This window comes from Micromonospora coxensis (assembly GCF_900090295.1).
GTDB lineage: Bacteria > Actinomycetota > Actinomycetes > Mycobacteriales > Micromonosporaceae > Micromonospora > Micromonospora coxensis.
The window spans coordinates 3983522-4009775 of the sequence record NZ_LT607753.1 but is presented as its reverse complement, the minus strand read 5'-3'; the positions used below and the strand labels follow the sequence as shown (position 1 = coordinate 4009775).

The 26254-nt window shown below is 73.5% G+C and carries 27 protein-coding genes and 1 tRNA gene; 11 read left to right on the top strand and 17 right to left on the bottom strand.

Going from position 1 to position 26254, the window contains the following annotated elements:
• Positions 1-51 precede the first annotated feature (51 nt).
• Positions 52-2064, top strand: a complete 2013-nt coding sequence (rfaE2, locus tag GA0070614_RS18310) for a D-glycero-beta-D-manno-heptose 1-phosphate adenylyltransferase (RefSeq protein ID WP_088977111.1) — start codon at positions 52-54, stop codon at positions 2062-2064.
• Positions 2061-2939, top strand: a complete 879-nt coding sequence (locus GA0070614_RS18305) for a glycosyltransferase family 2 protein (protein WP_088977110.1) — start codon at positions 2061-2063, stop codon at positions 2937-2939. Before rfaE2 ends, GA0070614_RS18305 begins: the two co-directional genes overlap by 4 nt.
• A 37-nt stretch (positions 2940-2976) precedes the next feature.
• Here GA0070614_RS18305 and GA0070614_RS18300 read toward each other — a convergent pair whose 3' ends face one another.
• The 3 genes from GA0070614_RS18300 to GA0070614_RS18290 are packed head-to-tail and all read right to left on the bottom strand — an operon-like array spanning position 2977 to position 5157.
• Complete coding sequence (locus GA0070614_RS18300) at positions 2977-4104, bottom strand: glycosyltransferase family 9 protein (RefSeq protein WP_088977109.1); 1128 nt, start codon at positions 4102-4104, stop codon at positions 2977-2979.
• A 7-nt stretch (positions 4105-4111) separates the two neighbouring features.
• Complete coding sequence (locus GA0070614_RS18295; RefSeq protein ID WP_088977108.1) at positions 4112-4654, bottom strand: Hsp20/alpha crystallin family protein; 543 nt, start codon at positions 4652-4654, stop codon at positions 4112-4114.
• Positions 4651-5157: a DUF2231 domain-containing protein gene (locus GA0070614_RS18290; protein WP_088977107.1), complete on the bottom strand. Its 507-nt coding sequence runs from the start codon at positions 5155-5157 to the stop codon at positions 4651-4653. Before GA0070614_RS18290 ends, GA0070614_RS18295 begins: the two co-directional genes overlap by 4 nt.
• A gap of 158 nt (positions 5158-5315) precedes the next feature.
• On the opposite strand from GA0070614_RS18290, the gene GA0070614_RS18285 reads away from it, so the two are divergent.
• The gene (locus GA0070614_RS18285) at positions 5316-5936 is read left to right on the top strand and encodes a pyridoxamine 5'-phosphate oxidase family protein (RefSeq protein WP_088977106.1); all 621 of its coding nucleotides are present in this window, start codon (positions 5316-5318) and stop codon (positions 5934-5936) included.
• A gap of 118 nt (positions 5937-6054) precedes the next feature.
• Positions 6055-6768 carry a hypothetical protein gene (locus GA0070614_RS18280; RefSeq protein WP_088977105.1) on the top strand — a complete coding sequence of 238 codons (714 nt, stop codon included), beginning with the start codon at positions 6055-6057 and terminating at the stop codon, positions 6766-6768.
• Between the two features lie 72 nt (positions 6769-6840).
• Here GA0070614_RS18280 and GA0070614_RS18275 read toward each other — a convergent pair whose 3' ends face one another.
• Positions 6841-7401, bottom strand: coding sequence for a hypothetical protein (locus GA0070614_RS18275; protein ID WP_088977104.1), 561 nt, complete (start codon positions 7399-7401; stop codon positions 6841-6843).
• Positions 7402-7611: 210 nt separating this feature from the next.
• Here GA0070614_RS18275 and GA0070614_RS18270 point away from each other — a divergent pair, with 210 nt between their 5' ends.
• Positions 7612-8949 carry a hypothetical protein gene (locus GA0070614_RS18270; protein ID WP_157745035.1) on the top strand — a complete coding sequence of 446 codons (1338 nt, stop codon included), beginning with the start codon at positions 7612-7614 and terminating at the stop codon, positions 8947-8949.
• A gap of 101 nt (positions 8950-9050) precedes the next feature.
• Here GA0070614_RS18270 and GA0070614_RS18265 read toward each other — a convergent pair whose 3' ends face one another.
• The 5 genes from GA0070614_RS18265 to GA0070614_RS18245 all read right to left on the bottom strand — a co-directional run bounded on the left by GA0070614_RS18265 (position 9051) and on the right by GA0070614_RS18245 (position 12712).
• Positions 9051-9446 carry a nuclear transport factor 2 family protein gene (locus tag GA0070614_RS18265; protein ID WP_088977102.1) on the bottom strand — a complete coding sequence of 132 codons (396 nt, stop codon included), beginning with the start codon at positions 9444-9446 and terminating at the stop codon, positions 9051-9053.
• A gap of 210 nt (positions 9447-9656) precedes the next feature.
• Positions 9657-10394 carry a DinB family protein gene (locus GA0070614_RS18260; RefSeq protein ID WP_088977101.1) on the bottom strand — a complete coding sequence of 246 codons (738 nt, stop codon included), beginning with the start codon at positions 10392-10394 and terminating at the stop codon, positions 9657-9659.
• A 313-nt stretch (positions 10395-10707) separates the two neighbouring features.
• Positions 10708-11724, bottom strand: a complete 1017-nt coding sequence (locus GA0070614_RS18255; RefSeq protein WP_088977100.1) for a CU044_5270 family protein — start codon at positions 11722-11724, stop codon at positions 10708-10710.
• Positions 11724-12278, bottom strand: coding sequence for an RNA polymerase sigma factor (locus GA0070614_RS18250; RefSeq protein WP_088977099.1), 555 nt, complete (start codon positions 12276-12278; stop codon positions 11724-11726). The genes GA0070614_RS18255 and GA0070614_RS18250 overlap by 1 nt, the downstream gene beginning before the upstream one ends.
• Positions 12279-12638: 360 nt before the next feature.
• Positions 12639-12712, bottom strand: a tRNA-Thr gene (locus GA0070614_RS18245).
• Between the two features lie 139 nt (positions 12713-12851).
• On the opposite strand from GA0070614_RS18245, the gene GA0070614_RS18240 reads away from it, so the two are divergent.
• From GA0070614_RS18240 to GA0070614_RS18225, 4 genes are all read left to right on the top strand, one after another.
• Positions 12852-14600, top strand: a complete 1749-nt coding sequence (locus tag GA0070614_RS18240) for a metallophosphoesterase family protein (RefSeq protein WP_408630697.1) — start codon at positions 12852-12854, stop codon at positions 14598-14600.
• A 149-nt stretch (positions 14601-14749) separates the two neighbouring features.
• Positions 14750-15232: a MarR family winged helix-turn-helix transcriptional regulator gene (locus GA0070614_RS18235; protein WP_088977098.1), complete on the top strand. Its 483-nt coding sequence runs from the start codon at positions 14750-14752 to the stop codon at positions 15230-15232.
• Positions 15229-15987 carry a bleomycin resistance protein gene (locus GA0070614_RS18230; RefSeq protein ID WP_088977097.1) on the top strand — a complete coding sequence of 253 codons (759 nt, stop codon included), beginning with the start codon at positions 15229-15231 and terminating at the stop codon, positions 15985-15987. The genes GA0070614_RS18235 and GA0070614_RS18230 overlap by 4 nt, the downstream gene beginning before the upstream one ends.
• On the top strand, positions 15984-16445 hold the full coding sequence (locus GA0070614_RS18225) for a nitroreductase family deazaflavin-dependent oxidoreductase (RefSeq protein WP_088977096.1): 462 nt from the start codon (positions 15984-15986) through the stop codon (positions 16443-16445). Before GA0070614_RS18230 ends, GA0070614_RS18225 begins: the two co-directional genes overlap by 4 nt.
• On the opposite strand, the gene GA0070614_RS18220 is transcribed toward GA0070614_RS18225, so the two are convergent.
• The 7 genes from GA0070614_RS18220 to tmk all read right to left on the bottom strand — a co-directional run bounded on the left by GA0070614_RS18220 (position 16414) and on the right by tmk (position 22577).
• Positions 16414-16644: a hypothetical protein gene (locus GA0070614_RS18220; protein WP_157745034.1), complete on the bottom strand. Its 231-nt coding sequence runs from the start codon at positions 16642-16644 to the stop codon at positions 16414-16416. The two genes, GA0070614_RS18225 and GA0070614_RS18220, sit on opposite strands and share 32 nt — an antisense overlap.
• Before the next feature lie 60 nt (positions 16645-16704).
• Complete coding sequence (locus GA0070614_RS18215; RefSeq protein ID WP_088977094.1) at positions 16705-17565, bottom strand: PSP1 domain-containing protein; 861 nt, start codon at positions 17563-17565, stop codon at positions 16705-16707.
• Positions 17566-17832: 267 nt separating this feature from the next.
• Positions 17833-18501 (bottom strand): hypothetical protein, encoded by a 669-nt coding sequence (locus GA0070614_RS18210; protein WP_088977093.1) that lies wholly within the window; start codon positions 18499-18501, stop codon positions 17833-17835.
• Positions 18501-18806 carry a type VII secretion target gene (locus tag GA0070614_RS18205; protein WP_088977092.1) on the bottom strand — a complete coding sequence of 102 codons (306 nt, stop codon included), beginning with the start codon at positions 18804-18806 and terminating at the stop codon, positions 18501-18503. Before GA0070614_RS18205 ends, GA0070614_RS18210 begins: the two co-directional genes overlap by 1 nt.
• Entirely contained in the window at positions 18806-19132 is a 327-nt protein-coding gene (locus GA0070614_RS18200; protein ID WP_088977091.1) for a YbaB/EbfC family nucleoid-associated protein, read from the bottom strand. The genes GA0070614_RS18205 and GA0070614_RS18200 overlap by 1 nt, the downstream gene beginning before the upstream one ends.
• A 107-nt stretch (positions 19133-19239) precedes the next feature.
• The gene (locus GA0070614_RS18195) at positions 19240-20478 is read right to left on the bottom strand and encodes a DNA polymerase III subunit delta' (RefSeq protein ID WP_088977090.1); all 1239 of its coding nucleotides are present in this window, start codon (positions 20476-20478) and stop codon (positions 19240-19242) included.
• The gene (gene tmk, locus GA0070614_RS18190; RefSeq protein WP_157745033.1) at positions 20478-22577 is read right to left on the bottom strand and encodes a dTMP kinase; all 2100 of its coding nucleotides are present in this window, start codon (positions 22575-22577) and stop codon (positions 20478-20480) included. Before tmk ends, GA0070614_RS18195 begins: the two co-directional genes overlap by 1 nt.
• A 269-nt stretch (positions 22578-22846) precedes the next feature.
• Here tmk and GA0070614_RS18185 point away from each other — a divergent pair, with 269 nt between their 5' ends.
• Positions 22847-24055 (top strand): alanine racemase, encoded by a 1209-nt coding sequence (locus tag GA0070614_RS18185; protein ID WP_088977088.1) that lies wholly within the window; start codon positions 22847-22849, stop codon positions 24053-24055.
• A 54-nt stretch (positions 24056-24109) separates the two neighbouring features.
• Here GA0070614_RS18185 and GA0070614_RS18180 read toward each other — a convergent pair whose 3' ends face one another.
• Positions 24110-24763 carry a TetR family transcriptional regulator gene (locus tag GA0070614_RS18180; protein WP_408630696.1) on the bottom strand — a complete coding sequence of 218 codons (654 nt, stop codon included), beginning with the start codon at positions 24761-24763 and terminating at the stop codon, positions 24110-24112.
• 147 nt (positions 24764-24910) lie between these two features.
• On the opposite strand from GA0070614_RS18180, the gene GA0070614_RS18175 reads away from it, so the two are divergent.
• Positions 24911-26215: a D-arabinono-1,4-lactone oxidase gene (locus GA0070614_RS18175; RefSeq protein WP_088977086.1), complete on the top strand. Its 1305-nt coding sequence runs from the start codon at positions 24911-24913 to the stop codon at positions 26213-26215.
• The last annotated feature ends 39 nt before the right edge of the window (positions 26216-26254 follow it).

Genomic DNA, 26254 nt, shown 5'->3' with positions numbered 1-26254 from the left:
GCCGGCCGGTGCGCAGGTTTGGTCCGGGACCCTCGGGGGAGTCCGGAAGGCATGGCAGGAGCAGCAGCGGAACAGCGCCGGCTGTCCACCGTCGTGGAGAGCTGGCTCGGGCGTCCCGTCCTGGTCGTCGGCGACGCCATGCTCGACGAGTGGCGGTTCGCCGAGTCCGACCGGCTCTGCCGCGAGGCACCCGCCCCGGTCCTCACCCTGCGCCGGCGCATCTCCGCGGCCGGCGGGGCCGCCAACACGGCGGTCAACATCGCCACCCTGGGCGGCCGGGCGCTGCTGGTCGCCCCGGTCGGCGCCGACGTGGCCGGCGACGAACTGCACGACTGCCTGGACCGGGCCGGCGTCTGGGACCGTACGGTCGGCCAGCAGCACCGCCCGACGCCGGTGAAGCGGCGGATGCTGGCCGGCAACCAGATCCTGCTGCGGGAGGACTCCGGTGACCCGGAGGACCCGCTCGACGCCGACGGCGTGGGACGGCTGCTCACCGCGCTGGACTGCGCGACCGAGGAGCTGAAGGCGGTCGGTGGTGGCGCGACGCCCACCCTGGTGGTCTGCGACTACGGCCTGGGCGCGCTGCCCGCGCCGGTACGCGCCTGGCTGGTCGCCAACCGGAACCGGTTCGGCACCGTGGCGCTCGACGCGCACGACCTGGCCGACTGGCGAGGGCTCACGCCGACCGTGGTGACCCCGAGCTTCGCCGAGGCGACCCGGCTGCTGGCCCGCGCCGCCGCCGGTTTCGGCGCACCGCCCGCCCCGGCCCGCGCGGGCAACGCCCTGCACCTCGACCACCCGCCGTCCGATCCGGCCGACGGCCCGTCCGAACTCGTCGTCGGGGCCGCCCCGGGCGGCGCGGGTGAGCGGCACCTGAGCACCGACCCGCCCGGCTTCGGCCAAGCCCCGACCGGACACCTCGGCGCGGACGACGGGCGCGGCGCGGTTCCCACCGGCGGGCCGGCCCCGGACGACGCCGGCCTGACCGTCGGGCCGCTCCCGGGCGGCGCCCGGACGCCCGGCGCCCCGACCGGCGAGCCGACGCCCGGCGAGGACCGGGTGGCCATGACCGGGGACGGGCTGACCGTCACCGGCACCGGAGTCACCGTGAACACCTCGGCCGGTGAGGGCGTCGACCGGGCGCTGCTCGCCGAGTCCCGCCTGGCCGAGCTGCGTGAACACACCGGCGCGGACGTGGTGGCGGTGACCCTGGACACCGAGGGGGCGGTGGTCGCCGGTGCGGACGGCGAGCCGCGCCGCAGCCACAGCACACCGGTCCCGGCCAGCCACGCGGTCGGCGCGGGGGACGCGTACCTGGCGGCGATGACGCTGGCGCTGGCCGCCGACGCGCCGCTGGCCACCGCCGCCCAACTCGCCCAGCTCGCCGCGACGATCACCGTGTCGGACACCGGCACCTGCGTGTGCCGGCGCGAGGACCTGCTCGCCGCGCTCGGCACGACCCCGGACGGCACCGCCCACCCGACCCTGGTCGGCAAGGACGAGCTGGCCGCGATCGTGGCCGACCACCGTCGGGCCGGCCGGGCCATCGTCTTCACCAACGGCTGCTTCGACGTGCTGCACCCCGGGCACGTGCGCTACCTGGAACAGGCCCGCGCCCTGGGTGACCTGCTGGTGGTGGCGGTCAACTCCGACGGCAGCGTCCGACGGCTGAAGGGACCGGACCGGCCGGTCAACCCGGTGGAGGACCGGATCGCGCTGCTGGCCGCGCTCTCCTGCGTGGACCACGTGGTGGTCTTCGAGGAGGACTCACCGGCCGGACTGATCGAGACGGTCCGCCCCGACGTCTACGTCAAGGGCGGCGACTACCCGCCGGAGATGGTGCCCGAGGCCCCGCTGGTACGGCGGCTCGGCGGCCAGGTCCGCACCCTCGGGTACGTGCCGGACCGCTCCACCTCGGCCATCATCGAGCGGATCCGCGCCCAAGCGGCCTCGTCGGCGCAGCCGACCCGGCCCGGTGGGGCCACCCGCCCGATGTCGCCGGCCACCTCGCAGGACACGCCGCAGGACGGCGTCACACCGCAGAGCACGGGCAGGACCGCGTGAACCGACCGCTCGACCTCGGCACGGCCGAGGACTTCCGCCGGCCCCGGCAGCTCGACGTGCTGGTGCCCACCCGCAACCGTCCCGCCGAGCTGGCGGTCACCCTCTCCGGGCTGGCCGCCCAGGAGGGCGTCGACGGCTTCGGCGTGGTGGTCAGCGACCAGTCCGACGGGGAGCCGGCGTACGCGCACCCGGCGGCGGCCACCATGGTCCGGGCGTTGCGCCACCGGGGACACCCGGTGCTGCTGACCCGCCGGCTGCCCCGGCGCGGGCTGGCCGAACACCGCGCGTACCTGCTGGACCGGTCGGTGGCCCGGTACGTGCTCTGCCTCGACGACGACGTCTGGCTGGAACCGGGGACCCTGCACCGGCTGGTCACCGCGATCGGGGAGCTGGGCTGCGGTTTCGTGGGCAACGCGGTGCACGGTCTGTCGTACGCCGACGACGTGCGCCCGGAGACGCACGCGCACTACGAGGAGTGGGACGGGCCGGTGGTGCCCGAGCGGATCCGGCCGGGCAGCCCCGAGTGGGACCGGGCGTCGATCCACCCGGCGGCGAACCTGCTGCACGTGACCCGCAAGCTGGACCTGCCGCCGGGGGCCTGGCGGGCGTACAAGGTCTCCTGGATCGGCGGCTGCGTGCTGTACGACCGGGCCGCGCTGGTGGACTCCGGCGGCTTCGACTTCTGGCGTCGGGTGCAGGAGAAGCACCAGGGCGAGGACGTCGCCGCGCAGCTCGCGGTGCTGGCGCGCCACGGCGGCGCCGGTGTCCTGCCCAGCGGGGCGTACCACCTGGAGTCGCCGACCACGGTCACCGAGCGGGACGTGGAGGCGTGGGAGGTCGTGCTCGCCGACTCGGACACCCCGCAACCGGCCTGACCCCGCTCGGTCCCGCGTCGACACCCACCGGGGACGGTCAGACGCGAGGTGCGCCCGGCTCCGGGTGCAGCAGTTCGGCGGCGGCCTCCAGCACCTCGATCGCCGGCACGTCGGTGACGAACGAGTCCCGGTGCGGGCAGTCACCGTCGCCGGGACGGTGCGGGTAGATCCCGGGGGTGCAGTCCACGCCGCAGACCGGGCAGTGGGTCGTCCAGGAGGCGATCGGGCGGTGCCGGGCGCGCAGCGGGGTCGCCCCGTTAATCAGGTTGCCGAGCCAGTAGACGCCGACCGTGGCGGTGCCCACCGCGCCGGCCAGGTGCAGCGGGCCGGTGTCGTTGGAGACCAGCAGGTCGCACCCCTCGTACGCGGCGGCCAGCCCACCGAGGCTGAGCGTGCCGACCTGCGGGCGCACCGGCACGCCGGCCGAGGCGACCACCGCGTCGACCAGCTCCTGCTCGGCGGGGGTGCCGGTGACCAGCACCTCGTACCCGTCGCGGTGCAGCGCCCGGGCGACCTCGCCGAAACGTTCGGCGGGCCAGCGTCGGCGGCTGTCGGTGGCCCCGGGGTGCACCGCGACGCGCGGTCCCACGGGCGCGCCCAGCACGTCGCGCGCCTCGGCACGGTCGGTGTCGGTGACGGTCAGCGCCGGGACGATCGTGACGGCCGGCGCGCCGACCAGCGCGGTGACCTCCAGGTAGCGGATCACCTCGTGCTGGTAGTAGACGTACCGGATCCAGCGGTCCAGCGGGGGCGCGCCCTCGGCCCGCAGCCCGGCGGTGACCCGGGCGCCCATCCGGTTGACGAGCGGGTTGGAGTTGCCGCCGCCGCCGTGCACCTGCAACGCCAGGTCGAAGCGCTCCCCGGCCACCGCGTCCAGGAAGTCGTCCATGGAGCCGGGTTCCTCGCCGGGGCCGGGGTCGCGGATGCCGGGGGCCGGGGGGATCACCAGCACCCGGTCCACCGGGCCGGGCCGGTCGCGCCAGAGCGCCGCGTGCCACGGCGCGCCGAGCAGCACGATCTCCGCCTCCGGGTACGCGGCCCGCAGCGACTCCAGGGCGGGCAGCAGGAAGATGAAGTCGCCGAGCGCGTTGGCCCGCAGCACGGCGATCCGGGCGACGTCGGGGACGCGCTCGCCCACCGGGCCGAGCAGGGACGGGGTGCCCACGCGATCCCTACGGCCGGTCGAGGGCGGTGTCGGGGTGGTGCAGCTCCCGGTCCGCCGCGGGGTCGGTCACCGTGGTCGTACCCCCGGCGGCGGGACCGCCGCGGTAGCCGGCACGGCCGACGGTGATGGTGCGCGGCGCGGGCCGCTTCGCCCGGGGCAGGTGGACGCGGAGCAGGCCGTGGTCCATCACCGCGTCGATGGCCTCCGGGTCCACCCGGGACGGCAGGTCGACGCGGTACTCGAAGCCGCGCGTCTCGAAGCCGCCCGGGATGCCCTGGTCGGCGTTGACCTCGGCCTCGGAACGGGCCCGGACGCACAGCTCCCGGTCGTCCAGTTCGACGGCGACCTCCTCGGGCGCGACGCCGGGCAGCCGGACGACCACCTCCCAGCCGTCGGCCGTCTCGGCCAGCTCGACGTCCGGGGACGCGCCACGGCCGCCACCGACCAGGCGGCTCAGCTCGGAGCGCAGCGACTGGAGCTCCCCCATCGGGTCCCAGCCCTGTTGCCGCCCCCGCCATCCCCGGCCGAACCCTCCGGACTGTTCCGTCATCGCATCTCTCCGATCCGCTGGGCGGCCGAGGTGGACCGCAGTGAGCTGGGGGCGTCCAGGCCGGCGTCGGCGTCCACGCCCACGCCGAGCCGGTCGACCAGCTCACCGCCGAGCCAGGCGCTGACGCCGAGCAGGGCCAGACCGACCACCTCGATGGCGATCAGCGCGCCGCCGGCCGCCCGGGACTCCGCGTTGAGCCGGACCACCCAGACGGCGGCGAAGAGCAGGACCACCGCGACGTTGGCGGCGGCGTGGGTGAGCGCCACCCGCTTGGCGCGGGTGCCGGCCGGGATGGCGAGCAGGTCGAAGGTGCCGGCCGCCGCGGCCAGCAGGCCGCCGACCAGGCCGATCGTGATGTTCCAGTACGCCACCTCGCCGAGGAAGTCGGGACCGCCGACGGTGTCGACGATGTCGAAGAGCGTGCCGGTGACCAGGAGGGCCACCGGGAACATCACCAGCATCGGGTGCACGGGATGGCCGAGCACCTTGAGTCTGCTCTCCACGGTGGGCCTCCCACTGCTCGCGTCCGGGGGCGCTGGGTGAGGCGGTACCCGCCGCTGTCGCGGGCAAACCTCACGCTCGCCACGCCCGCCTAGGCTGACGGGCGGGGGCCGGAATCCCACCGGCCGCTCCGGAGGATCAACGGACGGGGGAGACGGACGTGACGGTGGAGATCACCTCGCCGGAGGAGCTACGGGACCTGCTGGGGACGCCGACGCCGCGGGCGATCGCCAAGGAGCGGGTGGTGCTGCACGAACGGGACCGGCAGTGGCTGGCCGCGTCGCCGTTCTGCCTGGTGGCCACCGCCGGGGCGGACGGCAGCTGCGACGTCTCCCCCAAGGGCGACCCGGCCGGCTTCGTCCGGGTGCTGGACGACACCACCATCGCCGTCCCGGAACGGCCGGGCAACCGGCGCGCCGACGGCTACCGCAACATCCTCGACAACCCGCACGTCGGCCTGATCTTCCTGATCCCCGGCCGCACCGACACGCTGCGGATCAACGGCCGGGCCCGACTGATCCGCGACGCGCCGTGGTTCGACGACATGGTGGTCAAGGGGCACCGCCCGGTCCTGGCGGTCGAGGTGACGGTCGAGCAGATCTTCTACCACTGCGCGAAGGCGTTCCTCCGCTCCGAGCTGTGGCGGCCGGAGAGCTGGCGGCCGGAGGCGCTGCCGCCCCGGCCCCGGCTGGCCAAGGAGGTGGAGGCGGTGCCGGAGAGCCTCGCCGACCTGGAGCGCCACTACGGCCCGGCGTACCTGGACTCGCTGTACCGGGGGTAGCCCGCGTCGCGACGGCGCCATGTTTGAGCTGATCGCTGAGGGTACTGATCTTCCTCGTAGGCCCGACCGCCGTACGCGGCGGCACCGACGGACACGGGTCGAGAGAGGATGACGTGCGATGCCCACGCAGAACACCTCGGGCCGCGGCGGCGGCTCGACCGCGACCAGGAACCCTCCGGGCAACCAGACCCCGAACACCCCCGACATCGACGAGAGCGGGATCGCCCGGCTGAAGGTCGACGAGCTGCGCAGCCGGCTGGCCCGGCGCGGCGTCGGCGGCACCGACGGGATGAAGAAGGACCAGCTGGTCAAGGCCCTGGTCAAGAGCTTGAAAGACGGTTCGTCGTCCGGTGGGGGCGGCCGGACCGGTTCCGGTCGTTCCTCCGGGTCTTCGGCCGCCGATACGCGCGGCGCCCGCTCGTCCGGCAGCGGCCGGTCGTCCCGGTCCGACGACGGCGGCGGGGCGCGGACGGGGGCGCACACCTCGTCCTCGGTCCGGTACTCCCAGGAGATCACCTCCCCGGACGACGAGCCGGAGCGGCCCGGCCGCAGCCTGGTCACCACCGACCACGACGTGATCCGGCAGTGGGCCGAGGCGCGCGGCGGACTGCCGACCACGGTGGACGGCAGCGAGCACGACGGGCACCCGGGCGTGCTGCGGTTCGACTTCCCGGCCAACGGGCGCGAGGACCGGCTGCGCGAGATCAGCTGGGACGACTGGTTCGCCACCTTCGACCAGCGCCGGCTCAACTTCATCTACCAGGAGGAACGCTCCGACGGCCGGCAGAGCAACTTCTTCCGGCTGGAGAGCCCGGACCGCGAGAACGGCTGAGGCGTACCGCGCGAGGCCCGGACCGACGCGGTCCGGGCCTCGCCGTCCCCGCCGGTCGGCGCGGTGGGACCGTCAGCGGGACGGCAGGCCGATCCGGAACGGACGCTGCCCGCCGGCCAGTTCCGGCCAGTCGTCGGGCTCGTCGGAGGCGATCCGCTCCGCGTTCGGCACCCGCAGCTGCACCCGTACGGCACGGATGAACTCGTGCAGCGCGTCGGTCAGGCGGGTCTCCGGCGACCGGCCGGGATACTCCGCCGCGCGCTCGTCCTCGTGCCCCTCGACCACCCGCAGCACCGCCCACGAGTGGCGGACCACCATCCGCGCGGCGCGCTGCACCCGCTCGTCACCGACCAGCCGGATCTGTTCGAGCAGGGCGTTCAACCGCTGCCGTTCCTCCTCCGTACGCTCCCGGTGATCGACCGGGTCCGACGCGTCCGCCAGCCGGGAGGCCGCGTGGCGGAAGATCCGGACCGCCGAGGCGAACTCCACGCTCAGCTCGTAGAGCGGGGCGTCCCACCGGGTCGCCAGCTGACGCCTCTCCTTGCGCCGCTCGATCAGCAGCGCGGGCACCAGACCGATGAGGGCGCCGGCGGCGAGCGTCAGGATCGTCCCGGCGAGAGTCGACCAGTTCACCCCCGCAGGCTATGCGTGCCGGGCAACGTGGCGTCCGTCCACATCGGTGCGCTGACCGCACCGGGCCACGGGCGTCGGCGACTTCCTCTATGCTCCGACCGGCCGTAACGAGGGCGAGAGCAGCGCCTCTGCCGCGCGATGCCCGCTCGACCGGCCCGTCACGCTACCGGAAGTCACCGCCTGAACCCGGAATGTTCGGAGGCCTCACCGATGACCCGCAGAAGGCTGCGACCTCTTGCCGCGACCATGGCGGTCACCCTCTCCCTCACCTGTCTCGTCTCGGCACCGACGGCCGCCTCGGCCGCGCTCGGCGCACCGGCCTCGATATCCCCGGCCGGCTACGACTCCTACGACCAGCACCAGGCCTTCGACCGGCAGGGCGACGCGCTCTTCACCTGGGTGCGGGAGGACCACACCTACCCGCGCTACCGGTACGTCCAGATCAAGCCCCGCAGCTACCGGGGCACCTGGGGCGCCACCACCACCGTGTCGCCGTACGGGCAGGACCCGCGTGCGCCGAAGGTCGCCCTGGACGACGACGGCGACGCGCTCGTGGTGTGGCACGCGTACGACGGCGTCGACTACCACGCCTACGCGCGGCGCGTCTCCCGGTACGGGGTGCTCGGTCCGCTCGTGGAGCTGTCCGGCGCCGGCCTGACGGTGCACGGGACGAACGTCGCCGTCGACGCCGACGGTGACGCCGTGATCACCTGGATCGAGTGGGACGAGGACGTCGCCGTCCGCCCGATGATGCGCCGCTGGAGCAGCAGCGGATCCCTGTCGCCGGCCGTGGCGCTCGCCACGACCCCCGCGCACGCGGAGACCCCGGCGGTGGCGTACGACCGGGAGGGCGACGCCGTCCTCGCCTGGGCCAACGACAACGTCGTGCAGGCCCGGACGCTCCGCGCCGACGGGACCCTCGGTGAACTCAGGACGGTGTCGGCGCCCCTCTCGCCGATCGACCGCCACTTCACCGCCAAGGTGACCGTGGACCGGGACGGCGATGCGCTCGTCACCTGGCGGCACTGGACCGCCGCCGACCAGAGCGATCAGATCTGGGGCCGCTGGCTGTCCCGCGAGGGGACCGTCGGCGACGTCCGCCAGCTCACCCCCTCCGCGCACACCGACCCGGTGAACTACTCGATCGCCGGCGACCTCGACGGCGACATGCTGCTGACCTGGGACCTGTTCGAGCGGGGGCACCTGTACTCCGCCGCGGTCAGCCGGACCGGGACGGTCGGAGAGCCGGTCCTGCTGTCGGCCTTCGGCCGGATGCACTCCGTCCGGGTCGACGACGACGGTGACGGCATCGTGGTCTGGCAGGGGCAGGGGATCGACGGCTCGGTCAGCAGCATCGCCGCGCGGCGGGTGAACCGGTCGGGGACGTTCGGCGCCACGCAGGTGGTGGTGCCGAACGGCACGATGCCGACCGCCGCGGTGACCCCCGGAGGCCGGGCCGCCGTCGCCTGGCAGCGGCGCTTCCAGGTCGACCTCCAGGTCCAAGCGAGCGTCGACTCGTACCTGATCGGTCAGTCGACGCGGTCCTGAACCGGCACGACGGGCGCGGCGGCCCGCAGTCCGCCGTGCCCGTCGCCGGCCGGCGTTGCCAGCGCAGCTCGGGCCCTCACGGCCGTCGTCGCGCCCTCGGGTCAGCCTTCCTCGGGACGGGACACGGCGATCGGCTGCGCCGGCCAGAACGGCCACTCCTCGAACGACCTGCACCGCCCGTCCTCGGCGAAGCGCATGATCCACAGGTCGCGGTACTCCTGCGCGACCGGTTCGCCGTAGCGGACCTCGATCCGCGCCACCGCCGTGTCACCCTCCACCGCGACGATCTCGCTCGTCAGGTGGAACACCTCGTCCGGTCCACGACGCTCGTCCTCCCACATCCCGGCTATGCCGGGCAGGCCGACGACCGGTGCCCGGTAGGGCCCCTGCCGGTAGCTCGCATCCGGGGTGAAGATCGTGGCGAGCGGGTCCGTCCCGGGCGTCCGCCACGCGTGTTCGTACGCCCCGAGCCAGCGGGCGACCTGTTCCCTGTCCACAAGGACCCAGCTTGCCCCGTGACCGACCCCTGCCGACGGGGATCGGGCCAGACCGTGAGGACTGTGCCGGCGGATCCACCTGATCGGGGTGGACGAGGTTGCGTCGACCAGCCCTGGTGAGCGACGTCCGGCTGCCCGGTCGACGACGAACGGCGACCGAGCCTTCCTGTCGCGCTGGTCCGGTGCTCCTCCCGCCCGTGGGTCGTCCGGTCATCCCATCGCGTCGAGATCGCGGACGGCGAAGCTGTGGTGTGCCCACTCCTCGTCGAAGATGACCCGCAGGCACGCCGAGGCGGCACGAGGGCCGGGCGACGGCCAGCCGGGCGGGGCGTTCGGCTCGCGTACCCGGTCCAGGTCCTCCTGGGTGACGGTGGCGAGGAACTCCCGCACCTCGGTCATGCGGCCGGCCCGGACCGCCACCACCTCGGCGAAGCTCGGATCGGCATCCATGTCGATGCCGAGGTCCGCACCGTTCGTGACGAACGTCGCCGGCAACCCGAGCGGGTGGTACGGCCGTTCCCGGCCGAGTACCGCCTGACCGAACCACAGGTCGGTCGCCATCACCAGATGCCGCAGTGTCTGGACGAACGACCACTCTCCGTCGACCGACCGGTGCAGATCCTCCTCCGGCAGCGACTCCGCCCGCGCCATCGTCCGCGCCCAGAACGCCTCCACGGTTTCCCACGCGGTACGCATCCCGTCCGGTGTGGATGGACGCAACGTCGTGCGCTCCGGGTACATCCGATCCAACTCGGCCTCGATCAGCGGTGCCACCTCGACGCCGTTGACCCGCAGCCCGTCGATGACCCCGTCGATGTCGGCGTCGTTGAGCAGAGCACCCCTGATCCGGGTACCGCTCAGATCCACCTCGCGGAACACGCTGCCCGCGAAGTTCGTGTCGATGAACTCGGTGCCGCTCAGGTCGTCGGGTCCCGTGTAGGTGGCCATCGCCGGATCGTAGTGTCCGGGACCGACAGCGACCGGCGCACCGCGTCACCCGACATGGCCCGTACGGGCGATCCGCCCCAGTGCCAGGCTCCCGTCTCGACACGCTCCATGGCTGGCACTTCTCAAGACGGATACCGTCAGCCCGGGATAGATCGGTTCGGGATACCGGGTCCCGCCTGGCGGACATGGCCTCAGGCGGCCCGGAATGCCCTCCGTTGGCACCGGCTCATGGCCCGTGCATGACCCAGGCCAACGCCAAGGTAAGACGCGGACCGGAGCCACCCGTCGAGCCGGCGGCCCCGGCACCGGTGATTCAGTCGAGTCGATCGGTCCAGGCGGTATCGAGGATTACCTGGTAGGCCTTCATTCGTATCGGCGAGAGGGTCAGCCGCTCGTGGGCGAGCAGATCGCCGGTGCTGGGGTCGAAGATCAGGAGGGACTGCTGGTTGTGCTCGCGGTCGTCGAAGGTGACGGCTACGCCCTTCCGGCCCACCCGATCGGTCACCTGCCCCCGCCACCGGAACCCGGGCACGTCAGCAAGGACCCGCAGGATCTCCGCGCGCGTCTGACGCGGAACGACATACCGCCCGTACACCGTGCTGACTTCCTTGCTGACGGCGCCAGCGCCGAACCTGACCTTGAGCAGTTCGTTCAGCTGTGCCCGACGCGACGGCAGCGGCGCGAGGTCCATCGGTGGCAGGGGCATGTCGTCGGGAGCGGGGGTGGCGGAGGCGGCAGCCCTGGGCTTGAGGTTGCGCTGCCAGTAGTTCCGGGACTCCTGGTCTGGATACTGCGGCTCAAGTTGAGTCGTGACCTGCTTACCGGACCCGTCGGCCGCCTGCCAGACCTTGGTCTCGTCCGCGAAAGCGACGTGGTGGCGACCGTCGGAGGACGTCATCACCGGGTCGCCCCACGTCTTCGTGTGGTGGTACATGTACCGGCCGGTGCGGTTGTCGTACTCCGCGTCGACGAGCCTGCTCGCCAACGCGCGCAGCTGGCTCCCCGCATCACGGGTGCCGGTGCCGTACGCCACCGGCACGAGCACCACTCCCGGATCCGCTCCAGGCGGACCGGCGATCTCTGAGCTGCCCGGGCTGGACGGGTCGAGCGCTTGGACGATTGCTGCGGCGCCGACCGCTGCGGCCAGCGCCCCGGCCGCCAGAATCAGTCTGCGCGTCGGGCGGGCCGGTCGGTGATGGGCGACCGGCTCGGCGACAGCCTCCGCGCGGACGATCAGATCGTGTGCCGACAGCCGGGGCGGCGCGACGGTGCTGTGCCGGGCCGGGTCAGCCGGACCGAGGAGGGTACGCGTTCGCTCTTCTCCGAACATCACATGACCTTTCGAGGACTCGCCAACACCGGCTGCTGCGCCGGCGGTACAGCTCGGTACGACATCGCTCTGTCGAGGCGCCGACGGGCGCGGTGCAGACGTACGGCAGCGGTGGTGCGGGTACAGCCGAGGACCTGAGCGGCCTCGGAAACTGTCAGCTCCTCCCAACCGACCAGCCGGAGGATTTCCTGGTCGAGGTCGGCGAGGGTGGCCAGAGCGGCCTGGAGATCGGCGACGCCCACCGTCTCGTCGGCGCCGGGCGAGCCCGGCTTCTGCAGCAGGCCAGCGTCGGTAACCGGTAGCACATCCGGCGCAGCTCTCCGAGCTCGCCATTCATTCGCGAGCAGGCGACGAGCCACCCCGTACAGCCAGGGGAGGCTGTGGTCCGGAACCTCGCGGCGACGCCGCCAGGCGATGACGAACACCTCCTGAGCGAGTTCAGCCGCCGCGTCCAGATCGGCAAGCCGACGCCGGCCGTACTTCACAACGTGTGGGTAATCGGCCCCGTAGACCCTGGTGAACCAGTCCTCATCGCGTTTTCCCGGTGGACCCATCCAAGACTCCCGCCTGGTTGACGAACTCTCACCCTGGCTTGTGTCACCACCGGTCCGATGATTACCGCCGACCTCCCTTCACCAGCCACGCACCGTACGACTCCCCCTGAAGCATCAGCTCCACCGGAACGGGCCTTCGACGGGCTCCCACGAGCTTCAGCATCTGCTTCCGTACAGTGCGGCGAGTCGCTGGACGTGTACGCGGGGCTGTCCGGTGACGACTTGGACGCGGTCGCCAACCGGCTGGGCGAGGCGTCGCCGCACGGGACAAGGACCCTCCGAGGACTCGACCCGCCAGCGGTGAGGTGATCGACCTCGGGAAATGGCGAAGCCCAGGCCGATGACCTGGGCTTCGTACCGAGCCGCCTGACGGAATCGAACCGTCGACCTACGCATTACGAGTGCGTCGCTCTAGCCGACTGAGCTAAGGCGGCAACGATCAGAAAGTGTACGCCACTCCCCGACCACCGCCCGAGGGGGTTCCCCACCACCCGGCCGCCGATCCGGACACCCCGCGCGATCCGGCCGTTCTCCGGACAGCGGTGGCGGCACGTCCGGACTACGCTCCGCCGGGTGACGGACGATTCAGGAATCCACCCCGAAGCCGCTCACCCCGCCGACGGCGAGCATGCCCCCGGTGAACGGGCCGCCCGCCGGCCGCGCAGCCTCGACCCGGTCGAGCTGGGGTTCACCCCGCGCAAGCCGGTGCCGTGGCTCGCGCCGTTCCTGCTGATCAGCACCGGCATCCGTACGCTGCTGGCGATGCTGTTCGGGGCGTACCTGGACAAGCGGGAGCTGCAGAACGCCCTGGACGCGCGGATCGCGAAGCAGGTGGGGCCGGACGGTGGGCTCTGGCTGGACTACGTGGCGGACCTGGGTGACGGCTTCAACGCCACGTACTCGGTGGCGTACCTGCTGGCGCAGCCGGAGCTGGTGGTGGACGGGCACCGGCTGCCCCGGGCGCAGACCCTGGTGATGGGGGGTGACCAGGTCTACCCGTCGGCGGGCTACGAGGCGTACGAGGACCGCTGCAAGGGGCCGTACCAGGCCGCGATGCCGGTGGCCCCGACCGAGCGCCCGGCGCTCTTCGCCGTGCCCGGCAACCACGACTGGTACGACGGGCTGACCGCCTTCCTGCGGATCTTCGTCCGTTCCCGGGACCGGCACTTCGGCGGCTGGGGCACCGGCCAGTCCCGGTCGTACTTCGCGGTGGAACTGCCCGGCGACTGGTGGCTGCTCGGCCTGGACGACCAGTCCGGGTCGTACCTGGACGATCCGCAGCTCGCCTACTTCGACGAGGTGGCCCGCCGGCTCGGGCCGCAGAGCCGGGTGATCCTGGCGGTGCCGGCGCCGACCTGGGTCAAGGCCGTCGACCACCCCACGGCGTACGACTCGATCGACTACTTCATCCGTACGATCATCGCCCCCACCGGGGCGCACGTGCGGCTGCTGATCTCGGGCGACCTGCACCACTACGCCCGGTACGCCGGCCCGGAACGGCAGCTCGTCACCTGCGGCGGGGGCGGGGCGTACCTGTACCCGACGCACAAGCTGCCGCAGCGGATCGAGGTGCCGCCGAAGGACACCCTCTCCCGGCGGGCCAGCCGCACCCGCGGGTACGACCTGGCCGGCCGCTACCCGGACGCGGCGCGGTCGCGGCGGTACGGCTGGGGGATCTTCGCCCGGCTCCCGTTCCGCAACCCGGGCTTCACGACGCTGCTCGGCACCGTGCACACGCTGCTGATGCTGGCCATGGCCGGGGTGGCGGCGAACCGGGCGGGTACCACGGAGCAGCGGCTGTTCAGTGTCCCGTTGGTGATCATGCTGGGGGTGGCGCTGCTCGGCGCGGCCTTCTTCGCCAAGCCGCCGAGCGCCGGCGGGAAACGGCACGTCCGGCACTGGATCCTCGGGATCGGCCACGGCCTGGCGCACGTGGGGCTGGCCGCCGCCGGCACCTGGGCGTGGCTGGCGTTGCCCCTCTACGAGTGGCCGTGGCCGCTGCCGGCGGTCGCCGCGGCAGTCGTCTACGGGCCGGTGATCGGGCTGGTCTCCAGCCAGGTGGTGGGCGCGTACCTGCTGATCGCGGGGAGCTTCGGGGTGAACCTCAACGAACTCTTCGCCGGTCAGGGCATCGAGGACGCGAAGTCGTTCCTGCGGATGCGCATCAGCCCCGACGGCGCCCTGACGATCTACCCGATCGCCGTCGACCGGGTGTCCCGCGACTGGCGTCTCAACCCCGACCAGTCCCCCACCGCGAGCTGGCTGCTCCCGAAGGACCCGCTCACCCCCCGCCTCGCCGAACCCCCGATCACCCTCACCTGACCGCCGGAGTACCGCCCGGGTCCGAGGGGGACGTTCGACGCGAGATCGACATCGCGGGACCGCGCCGGAGCGAACGCCTGATCCTGAAGGCCTGGGGGACCTGGAGCCACGAGTTTGACAGGTACCTGTCGGGATGACAGGCTCCTGTCATGTCTGAACTGTCGGTGGCGGGTGCGCTGCTGTCCGACCTGGTGATCGAAGTGTTCCGCGCGAACAGCTTCCTGCTGGTCGAAGGCGACGAACTCGTCCGGCCGTTCGGCCTCACCAGTGCGCGGTGGCAGGTCCTCGGCGTCGTCGAGCACGCACCCGCGCCCGTCGCCCAGGTGGCCCGCCTCATGGGGCTGTCCCGACAGAGCGTCCAGCAGACCGCCGACGCCCTCGAACGCGACGGCATGATCACCTACCGGGCCAACCCGCACCACCGCCGCGCCAAACTCATGGTGATCACACCGCAGGCCCTGGACGCGATGCAGCGCGTCCGCGAGGTCCAAGCCCGGTGGGCCAACGCGCTCGCCGAGCGGTACAGCGAGGCCGAGATCGCCACGGCCTTGGCCGTCCTGCGCCGCCTCGACGACCCCGGTGTCGCCGAGGAGCCACCACACCACGCGGAGACGACGGAGGCGTCCGAGTGACCGAGACGATGATCCCGATCCTGCCCGCCAGATCCATCGACGACACGCTCCACTTCTACCGCGCGCTCGGGTTCGAGGTGACCTACCGACAGCAGCGCCCCAACACCTACGCCTCGATCCGACGAGGCGGCATCGAGCTGCACTTCTTCGTGCTGAAGGACCTGGAACCGGCGAACAACTGGGGCACCTGCTACGTAACCACCAGCGACGTCGACGGGCTGTACGACGCGTTCACAGCCGGCATGAAGGGGCTGCTCGGCAAGGTCCCCACCCGCGGCGTCCCACGCATCAATCCACTGAAGGACATGCCGTTCTACGGTGTCCGGCAGTTCATCGTCGTCGACCCCGCCGGCAACTACATCCGCATCGGCCAACCCGTCCCCGAGCCGCCGGCCGGCGCATCACCGCGCAGCCGCCTCGATCGGGCGCTCGAGACCGGTAGCCGACTGGCCGACGCCAAGGGGGACTTCGTCGCAGCCGCCAAGGTGCTCGACGGCGCGCTGGCCACCGACACCGGTGCGGAGCCGGCGCTGCGCTTCCGCGCGCTGGTCCTGCGCGCGGACATCGCGATGCGGCTCGACGACCCGGCGAGCGCGCAGCGCCTCCTCGCCGACGCGGCGGCACTGCCCCTGACCACGGCCGACCGTACGCGCCTCGGCGACGACCTCCGAAGGATCACCGAGCTTCGACCGTTGCTGGCTGCTCGGGTCCAGCCGACCGGGTCCGGAGACGGGGCGGACGGGGACCCGCGATGACCGAGGACGAGGAGGTCCTGGACAGCCCGACCGGGTGGGTCGCCGAGCACATCCGTCACTACGTCGAGACCGAGGGCCGCCAGGGACACCGTCGTTGGGGAGTCACGACGCTTCTGCTCACGACCCGGGGCCGCAAGTCGGGCAAGCTCCGCCGCACCGCCTTGATCTACGGTCTGGACGGCGGCCGATACATCGTCGTCGGCTCGAACGGCGGCAGTCCGCATCATCCGTCGTGGTACCTGAACCTCCTCGCGAATCCTGAGGTTCGGGTGCAGGTCGGTGCGGAACGCTTCATCGCGACAGCCCGCAGCGCCACCGGTGACGAGCGAGCGAGGCTGTGGCAGCTGATGACGAGCCTGTGGCCCGACTACGGCAGATACCAGAGCAGGAGCACCCGCCAGATCCCGGTCGTGATCCTCCAGCCCATCACCGCCCCCGGACCGCCGCCACCGCGGTAGCGCATCCTCCTCGCCAGACCTGGCGGACGCCTGAACCGCGCGCGTACCGCCGATGTGCCTCCTTGCCGGAAGACGGCATCAGGTCGAGGACGAAGACGCCGTCGAACAGGTCGATGAACGCGTGGAAGGTCCGTGAGCCCCCGCAGAAGAAGGTCACCGGCTCGTCGTGGTCGGCGACCCGGGCTCTCACGTCGTCCACGCGCCAGATGTTCCTCACGCCCACCGCAAGATCACTACCGCGAGCGACGAGGCACGTCGATCATCGCGCGGCGCCCTCCGGGCCGGGCAGCTCACGGCTCTCGTAGGCGCGGCGGGAACCGCAGACGTCGGCGCGGGAGCACATGGAGCGCGAGCCGTCCGCGTCCAGACGGACGGTCACCGCGTCCCTCGGGACGCTGTGGCCGACCACCCGGCCCTCCCCCTCCGGCGTGGTGACGCGGGCACCGATCGCCGGGGCGGACTCGGCGAACGTGGCGTACAACGGATGTTCGTACTTCAGGCAGCACATCAGCCGGCCGCAGGCGCCGGAGATCCGCAGCGGGTTCAGCGGCAGGTCCTGGTCCTTCGCCATCCGGATGGTGACCGGCTCGAAGTCGGTGAGGAAGGTCGCGCAGCACAGGTCGCGCCCGCAGGAGCCGATGCCGCCCTGCACCCGGGCCGAGTCGCGGGCCGAGAGCTGGCGCAGCTCCACCCGGCAGTGCAGGGTCGCGCCGAGGTCGCGGACCAGCGAGCGGAAGTCGACCCGGTGCGGGGCGGTGAAGTAGACGGTGGTCCGGTCGCCGGAGCCCTCGGCGGTGCCGAGCACGTGGTCGACGGCGACCACCTTCATCGGCAGCCCGTGCTCCCGGATCAGCCGCTTCGCCGCCACCTTGGCCTCGGCCTTGCGCCGGCGCAGCAGCTCGTCGCGGCGCAGGTCCTCCTCCTGCGCCGGCCCGGCCAGCTTCGGGAAGCCGTCGGTGTCCTCGGTGACCCACTGGGCGGCCCAGACGCACTCCGCCACCTCGGGGCCGTCGTCGGTCGGCACCAGCACCCGGTCACCGACCTGCGGACGCCACTCACCCGGGTCCAGGTAGTAGAGGCGCCCGTACCGGTTGAAGCTGACCGCGCAGAGCATGCCCATGCGCTCCACCCTACGACGGACGACCGGCCACCACCGGCCCGCCCGTCGCCGGCCGGTCACGCCGTGCAGTCGTCCACGGCCGACGACCCGTGCCCCCACCCCTCGCCCGGACGGTGGAATCCGGCCGGTGCCGGAGGACAGACGGCCGAGGTGGGCGTTGAGTGGAATCAGACCTGCGGGGGGTGCAGGGAAGAGGCCACGGCGTCGCCGCCGGGCCCGGCCGGTCCGGGCGCCGCGCGCGGCGTCGTGGCCCGTCCCACCGGAGGATCAGCGGCCCACCCGCAGCGTGCCGTCGTAGCGGACCCCGGTCGCGCCGGCCGGCCCGCGCCACGTCGACTCGGCCAGGCTCGGCGACCACTGCCGCAGCAGCGTCTCCGCGCCGTCGTACGCCACACCGAGCACCGAGAGCACCCGGGTGGCGATCTCCGCCGCCGCGAGGGCGCCCGGACCGGGTTCCGCGCCGGGGGCGCTGGCGGCGTGCACGCGTACCGCCTCGGCGGAGCCGACGACCTCGGCGAGCACCCGGGCCACCGCCAACCGGCTCCCCTCCACCCAGTGGGCCAGGGCGTCGGCGTACCCGGCGGTCGACTCCAGCCGCCCGACCAGGCTCTCCGGCCCCTCGTCGAGATGGCGCAGCAGCGCCGAGCGGGCCTCGTCGTACGCCGACGCGGCCGGACCGGACCACAGGCCCGGATCGGTCAGGGCGGCGGAGGCGTCGTCGTACCCCCGAACGAGCCGGCGCACCGCGTGCCCGGCGGTCGCCAGCGGCGCGGGGTGCAGGTCGAGGAAGGCGCGCAGCGCGTCGCCGGGGAGCACCTGCATGCGGCGCAGCAGCGGCCAGAGCCGGTGCCCCTCCGGAGCGCCGGCGGCGAGCAGCCGGTCGACCCGGCGGAGCAGGTCCAGGCCGGGTTCGGCGAGCCGGTCGAGGGCGTCCATCAGCGATCCCCGGGCAGCCGGCGTCGGGCGGTGTCGTCGGCGCCGGCGTAGCGGTCGGCGGCGCTGCGCACGGCGGAGGCCGCGGCGGCGAGCCGGGCCGAGGCGGCGCTCGCCTCGCGGGCCCGGTCGCCGGTGGCGGCGGTCCACTGCCGGTGCAGGGCCCGGCCGATCTCCCCCGGTCGGCCCGGGGCGTCGGCGCCGAAGGCCGGATGGGCCGGGTCGGCGGCGGTGACCGTGCGGGAGAGCACGGCCAGGGTGGCGCTGGCCTCCTCCAGCCGGGCGGCGAGGGCGCGCAGCGTGTCCATCAGGCCCCCGCCAGCGGCCGGTACGTCGCGAAGGTCTCGTTGTGCAGCTTCTCCCGGGCCCACTGGGCGGCGTCCGCGGCGGCGGTCACCGCGGCCTGCACCGAGCCGGCGACGTCGCGCGGATGGCGGTGGTGCAGCGGCCCGAGGAAGCGCACGTCGGTGATCCGACCGCCGGCGGTCACCACCACCTCGACCAGCCCGTCGGGGGAGCGGACGGTGACCTCGACCGTGTCGACCGCCTGGTCGAACTCGGCCTGCAGGGACTCGATACGGCGATAGCGCCGCACCGCCTCCTCGATCCACGCCTCGTCGATCTCGCGCGGCATCGGTTCTCCCCCCGGCCGACCTCACCCTGCGTGCCGTCACCGTCACCACGGCACACCGGACCGTACCGCACGCCCACGACGCCTGTCGATGCCGTCCGGGGTGGCCCCTACCCCTTCCAGAGGGCGAGCATCATCGCCTCGACCGCGATCCGCGGCTTGACGTTCGCCTCGATGGCCGTGCGGCACTCCAGCACGGCCTCCAGCCGCCGCAGCGCGCCCTCGGCCGCCCACTTCTGCGCGCCCGCCTCGGCCATCGCGGCGGTGTCGGTGTGCACCGGGGCCACCGGAGCGCGCAGCGCCATGGTGAGCGCGTCCCGGTAGAAGCCGGCCAGGTCGACCAGGGCGCGGTCGAGCGCGTCGCGCTGGGCCCGGGTGGCCCGCGACTTCTGCCGCTTCTCCAGGTCCTTGAGCTGCCCGGCGGCGCCGCGCATCGCGCCGGCCGCGCCCCGCCCGGTGCCGCCCGCGCCGAGCGCGGTCTGCAGGGCGGCCCGCTCGGCCGCGTCGGCCTCGGCGACGGACGCCTCGGCCTCCGCCTCGGCCGCCTCGATCAGGGCGGACGCCGCGTCCAGCGCGGTGCCGACGCCGGTGAGCCGGCGCGGCACCGCCAGCACGGCGTCCCGGCGCTGCCGGGCCTCCGGGTCGCGGGCCAGCCGCCGGGCACGTCCGACGTGCCCCTGCGCGGCCGCCGCCGCCCAGTGCGCCACGTCGGGCGCGATGCCGTCCCGGCGGACCAGCACCTCGGCCACCGCGCCGGCCGCCGGCTGCCGCAGCGGTACGACCCGGCAGCGCGAGCGGATGGTCACCGACACGTCGTCCGGGTGGGTGGACGGGGCGCAGAGCAGGAAGACGGTCCGCGGTGGCGGCTCCTCGACCGCCTTGAGCAGCGCGTTGCCGGCCGCCTCGGTGAGCCGGTCGGCGTCCTCGACGATCACGATCTGCCAGCGACCGCCGGAGGGGGTGCTCGCGGCCCGGAGCACCAGCGCCCGCATCTCGCTCACCCCGATGGAGAGCCCTTCGGGCACCACCAGCCGGACGTCGGCGTGGGTGCCCGTCATGGTGGTGTGGCAGCCGGGGCACTCGCCGCAGCCGGTGCCGTGGACGCACTGCAGGGCGGCGGCGAAGGCGCGGGCGGCCACCGACCGGCCGGACCCGGGCGGCCCGGTGAAGATCCAGGCGTGGGTCATCCCCGCGCCCGGGTCGGCGGCGGGGCCGTCCCCGTCGGGGTCGTCGGCGTCCGGGGCGGGCTCGTGGGCGGCACGCAGCACGGCGGCGGCCGACGCGGCGGCGCGGCGCAGCGTGTCGACCGCCTCGTCCTGGCCGACGAGGTCGGCGAAGACGTCCGGCATCAGGTCCGATGCTCCATCGTCACCAGCTCCGCGTCGGATAACTCGGGCTGCACCGAGGTGTCCGGCCCGTGGGCGGGGCGCGGGTGCACGATCCCGGCCGGGTCGACCAGGAACTCCTGCACCCGGCGGGCGACCAGGGTGGAGATCTCCTCGACCGGCCGGGAGGCGTCGAGCACCAGGTAGCGCTTCGGGTCGTTCGCGGCCAGGTCGAGGAAGGCGTACCGGACCCGCTCGTGGAAGGCGAGCGACTCGGCCTCCAGCCGGTCGGTGCCCTCGTTGCGGGAGGCCACCCGGGACAGGCCGGTGTGCGGGTCGACGTCGAGGAGCACCACCAGGTCGGGCTTGAGGCCGCCGGTGGCCCAGGAGGAGAGCCAGGAGACCTCCTCGACCGGCAGCGTCCGGCCGGCCCCCTGGTACGCCAGGGACGAGTCGACGTACCGGTCGCTGATCACCACCGCGCCCCGTACCAGCGCCGGCCGGACCACGGTGGCCACGTGGTGGGCGCGGTCGGCGGCGTAGAGCAGCGCCTCGGCGCGCGGGGAGGGCGCGTCGACCGCGGAGTTCTCCAGCACCAGCGAGCGGATCCGCTCCCCCACCGGCGTCGCGCCCGGCTCGCGGGTGACCACGACCTCGCGCCCCTGCCCGCGCAGTTGGTCGGCGAGCGCGCGCAGCTGGGTGGACTTGCCGGCGCCCTCGCCGCCCTCGAAGACCACGAAGAGCCCGCTGGAGACGAAGGGCTCGGCCGGCATCAGCGGGCGGCCCCGGATCGAGCCCCACAGGTCGGCGAGGACGGGTACGCCCTTCTTGTCGTCCATCTGGCCGAAGGCGCTGATTCCGGCGAAGATGCCGGCGGCGCCCGCGGCGAGCAGCAGCAGCCGGGTCGAGGAGACGGAGATGCCCAGGTCGGCGATGGTGAGCTGGCGGGAGCCGCCGACGCCGACCAGGAGGCTGCTCAGCGCGATGGCGAGGATCAGCACCAGCCGGGTGCCGATCTGCACCACCGCGAAGACCCGGCCGCGCACCTCGTCGGCGACCTCGCCGCCGAGCAGCGTGGTGCCGGCGAGGAAGGCCATCCCGGCGCCGGCGCCCACCATGATCGCGCCGAGCATCGCCATGGACAGGTGGATCGCGAACGCGAGCACCAGCACGGAGGCGCTGGCCAGCACGATGCTCATGCCGAACCAGCGGCGGCGGGACATGTCCCGCACGATCATCGGGCCGAGCCCGATGCCGACGGCCAGGCCGATGAAGATCGCGCCGAAGAGCATGTAGAAGGCCGCGTCACCGGCGCCGAGCGAGGCGGCGAAGAACTTGGCCGTGCCGATCACGATGCCGCCGCCGGCGAACGCGCCGAAGATGCCGAGCACCAGGCCGCGTACCAGCGGGGTCTGCTTGATGAACTTCCAGCCCTCGGTGAACTGGCGCATCATGCTCTGCTCGGTGCGCTCGCGTTCACCGGCCCGGGTCTGGCTGATCTCCTTGATCCCGAACGCCACCACCAGCGCGGTGGCCAGCCGGGAGAACGAGTTGAACCAGAGGGCGAGCTGCGCCGGCTCGGCCCAGCCCGGCATCTCGCCGCCGGTCACCGCGCGGACGCTGCGGTCCAGCACCGCCAGGGCGACGGCGGCGGCCACCGGGGTCAGCCCGTACGTGGTGATCAGGGTGAGCTGGTTCGCGGTCTCCAGCCGGGCGCGCGGGATCAGGTTGGGGACCGCGGCCTCCTTGGCCGGGATCCAGAGCAGGGTGATCGTCTCGATCAGGAAGGTGGCGATCGCCGCCCAGGTGACCACCACGCCGCCGCTGGCGCCGGTGAGCGCGAGCAGCGGGATCGAGGCGAACAGCACGAAGCGCAGCAGGTCGCAGATGACCATCGTCCAGCGCCGGTCGAACCGGTCGGCGAGGACGCCGGCCACCGGGCCGAGCACCAGCGCCGGGAGCAGCCGGACCGCGATCAGCGTGCCGAAGGCCGCGCCCTTGGCGGTGCTGCCGGAGACCTGGGCGGCGGCGAAGACCGAGGTGGCGAGCAGGCCGAGCCAGTCGCCGAAGGAGGCCGCGCCGAGCACGATCCAGAGCCGGCGGAACGGCCGGATGCGCAGCACCGAGCGGATCGCGGCGTACCCGGACCGGTCGGACTGTGTCCCGGACGACGACACGCCGGACGACTCGCCGTTCTGCTGGCTTTCGATGGCCGTACCTCCACGTGCCGGCCCAAGACTGGGCGGTCCCGGTGCAACACTCTAGTCCCGGTGGGAGGCCTTCCCACCGCGACATTCTCCTGCTCGCCGAGCGTAGGCCGCGGGGACCAGCCTGCGCAGCCGACGGACATGAGGGTATTTCGCATTACTCCCCGGACAGTTAGCGTGCACCCGTGGCCACCGACAGCGACACCCTGCGCGAGCGCCTCGACCGGGCGACCGCCCACCTCGACCCGCCGTACGCCGTGGTCGACCTCGCCGCCTTCGACGCCAACGCCGCCGCGCTGGCCGCTCGCAGCGGCGGCAAGCCCGTCCGCGTCGCCAGCAAGTCGGTCCGGGCCCGCACGCTGATCACCCGCGCGCTCGACCGGCCCGGCTGGGCCGGGGTGATGGCGTTCACCCTGCCCGAGGCGATCTGGCTGGTCCGTGCCGGTGTGACCGGTGACGCCCTGGTCGCCTACCCGACGGCCGACCGCCGCGCGCTGGCCGAACTGGCCGCCGACCCGACGCTCGCCGCGGCGGTCACCCTGATGGTCGACGGGACCGAGCAGCTCGACCTCGCCGACACGGTGTGCGCCCCCGGCCGCCGGCCCGAGCTGCGGGTCTGCCTCGACCTGGACGCCTCCTGGCGACCGCTGGGCGGGCGGGTGCACGTCGGGGTGCGCCGCTCGCCGGTGCACAGCGCGCGGGCCGCCGGCGCGCTCGCCGCCACCGTCGCCGCCCGGCCGGGCTTCCGGCTGGTCGGGCTGATGTCGTACGAGGCGCAGATCGCCGGGCTCGGCGACGCGCCGCCCGGCCGGGCCGCGCTGGGCGCCGCGATCCGGATCGCCCAGCGCGGGTCGTGGCGGGATCTGCTGGCCCGCCGAGGGGCGGCCGTCGCGGCGGTGCGCGAGCACGCCGACCTGGAGTTCGTCAACGGCGGAGGCACCGGCAGCGTGGCCGCCACCAGCGCCGATCCCGCCGTCACCGAGGTCACCGCGGGATCGGGTCTGTACGGTCCGACGCTCTTCGACGCGTACCGGGCCTGGCGGCCGACCCCGGCAGCGTTCTTCGCCTGCGCGGTGGTCCGCCGGCCGGGGCCGGGCCTGGTCACCGTGCTGGGCGGGGGGTGGACCGCCTCGGGTCCGGCCGAACGCAGCCGGTTGCCCCGCCCCTGGCTGCCGGCCGGGTTGACGCTGGTCGGCACGGAGGGCGCCGGCGAGGTGCAGACGCCGCTGGCCGGGGCGGCGGCCGCCGCGTTGCGGGTCGGCGACCGGGTCTGGTTCCGCCACGCCAAGGCCGGCGAACTCTGCGAGCACGTCAACGAACTGCACCTGGTCGAGGGGGACGAGGTCGTCGGCGTCGTGCCCACGTACCGGGGCGAGGGCCACGCCTTCCTCTGAGCCGGCGTCGCCGCGCCGGACGCCGTCCGGCGCGGCGGCCGGGCGGCCGGGCGGTCAGCCCTGGGCGACCGGCTCGGCCGGTGCGTCGACGTGCCGGTGCAGGTACTCGCGGATCAGCGCCTTCGCCTCGGCCAGCACCCGCTCGTCGCCCTCCGGCTTGCGCCGGAACGCCAGCTTGATCAGGGCGTCGGCGGCCTCGACGGCGATCTCCAGGCAGAACCGCAGCCGTGGCTCGTCGACCATCCCGAACCGCTCGGTCAGCACCCGGGCCAGCTGGTCGGCGATCACGCCGTTGTTGTCGCGCTGCTCATCGAGCAGGTGCAGGTCGACCACGTCGCCGAAGTGCAGGGTACGGAACCCCGGGACGGTGCGGTGCATCGTGATGTACTCGTCGATGCCCGCGTCCACGCCGTCCCACCAATGGGTCAGGTCGTCGGAGGCGAACCGCTCGTCGAGCCGCTGCAGGTAGGACTCCATCGTGCGCAGGGTGAGCGCCTGCACGATGGCCCGCTTGTCCGGGAAGAACTGGTAGACCGATCCGATCGCCACCTCGGCCCGCTCGGCGAGCAGCGTGGTGGTCAGCCCTTCGTACCCCACTTCGTCGACGAGTTCGGCACAGGCGTCCAGCATCCGCTGGACCCGCGCGACACTTCGACCCTGCACCGGAACGCGGCGCAGCGGTCCGGTCGTGGCGGCTGGTGTGGACACTCGGCGCCACCCCCCTTCGACGGAAGAACATATCTGCATGTCACGTGCTCGTGACTACCGGTACAACGAGCGGACCTCGATTGCGGTATTTACCAGGCACAACGTTCCTGATATGAAGATGGCTCATATTCATGTCGAGGAGCGCCGATGGCCGGTACCACCACCGCATGGTCCAACTGGGCAGGTAACCAGCACAGTGTCGCCACCGCCATCCTGCGCCCGACAACGGTCGACGACCTCATCGAGGCCGTCCGGGACGCCGCCGCGGCCGGCGAGCGGATCCGGCCGGTGGGCAGCGGCCACTCCTTCACCCCCGTCGCCCGACCCGACGGGCGGCTGCTGGACCTGACCGCGCTGGAGACCGACGTCCGGGTGGACCTCGCCCGCCGGCTCGTCACCGTCCCGGCCGGGATGACCCTGCGTACGCTCAACGCGCTGCTCGCCGCGCACGGCCTCGCCATGCCCAACCTCGGCGACATCGACGCCCAGACCATCGCCGGGGCGATCTCCACCGGCACCCACGGCACCGGAGCCGCGTACGGCTGCCTCGCCACCTTCGTCGAGGCGCTGACCCTGGTCACCGGCACCGGTGAGGTGCTGCGCTGCTCCGCCGACGAGCACCCCGACGTGTTCGCCGCCGCCCGGGTCGGGCTCGGCGCGCTCGGCGTGCTGGTCGAGGTGACCCTGCGCTGCGTCGACGCCTTCGTGCTGCGCGCCCACGAACGGCCCGCCCCGCTCTCCGCCGTGCTGGCCGACCTGCCCGGGCTGGTCGACCGGCACGACCACGTCGAGTTCTACTGGTTCCCGTACACCGACCGGGTGCAGGTCAAGGCCAACGACCGGGTGCCCGCCGACGACCGGCCGCTGCCCCGCTGGCGCGGCTGGCTGGACGACGAGTTCCTCGCCAACACCGTCTTCGCCGGGGCCTGCCGGCTGGGCCGGGCCGTGCCGGCGCTCGCCCCGGCCATCAGCGCGGTCTCCGCCCGGGCCCTCACCGAGCGCACCTACACCGGCCGCTCCGACACGGTCTTCTGCACCCCGCGCCGGGTCCGCTTCGTGGAGATGGAGTACGGCGTCCCGCGCGCCGCCCTGCCCGAGGCGCTCTCCGCGCTGCGCCGGATCGTCGACCGGCTGCCGTTCAAGGTGCTCTTCCCGGTCGAGGTGCGCTTCACCGCCGCCGACGACATCTGGCTGTCGCACGGCTACGGCCGGGACTCGGCGTACATCGCCGTCCACCAGTACGTCGGGATGCCGTACGAGCCGTACTTCCGGGCGTTCGAAGAGGTGACGACGGAACTGGGCGGCCGGCCCCACTGGGGCAAGATGCACTGGCGCGACGCCGCCTCGCTGGCCACCGCGTACCCGAGGTTCGCCGACTTCCAGGCGCTGCGCAACCGCCTGGACCCGCACCGCCTGCTCACCAACGCCCACCTCGACCACATCCTCGGCTGAGCCGGGGACGTCCCGACGGGGTCCCGGCGATGTCGGCCG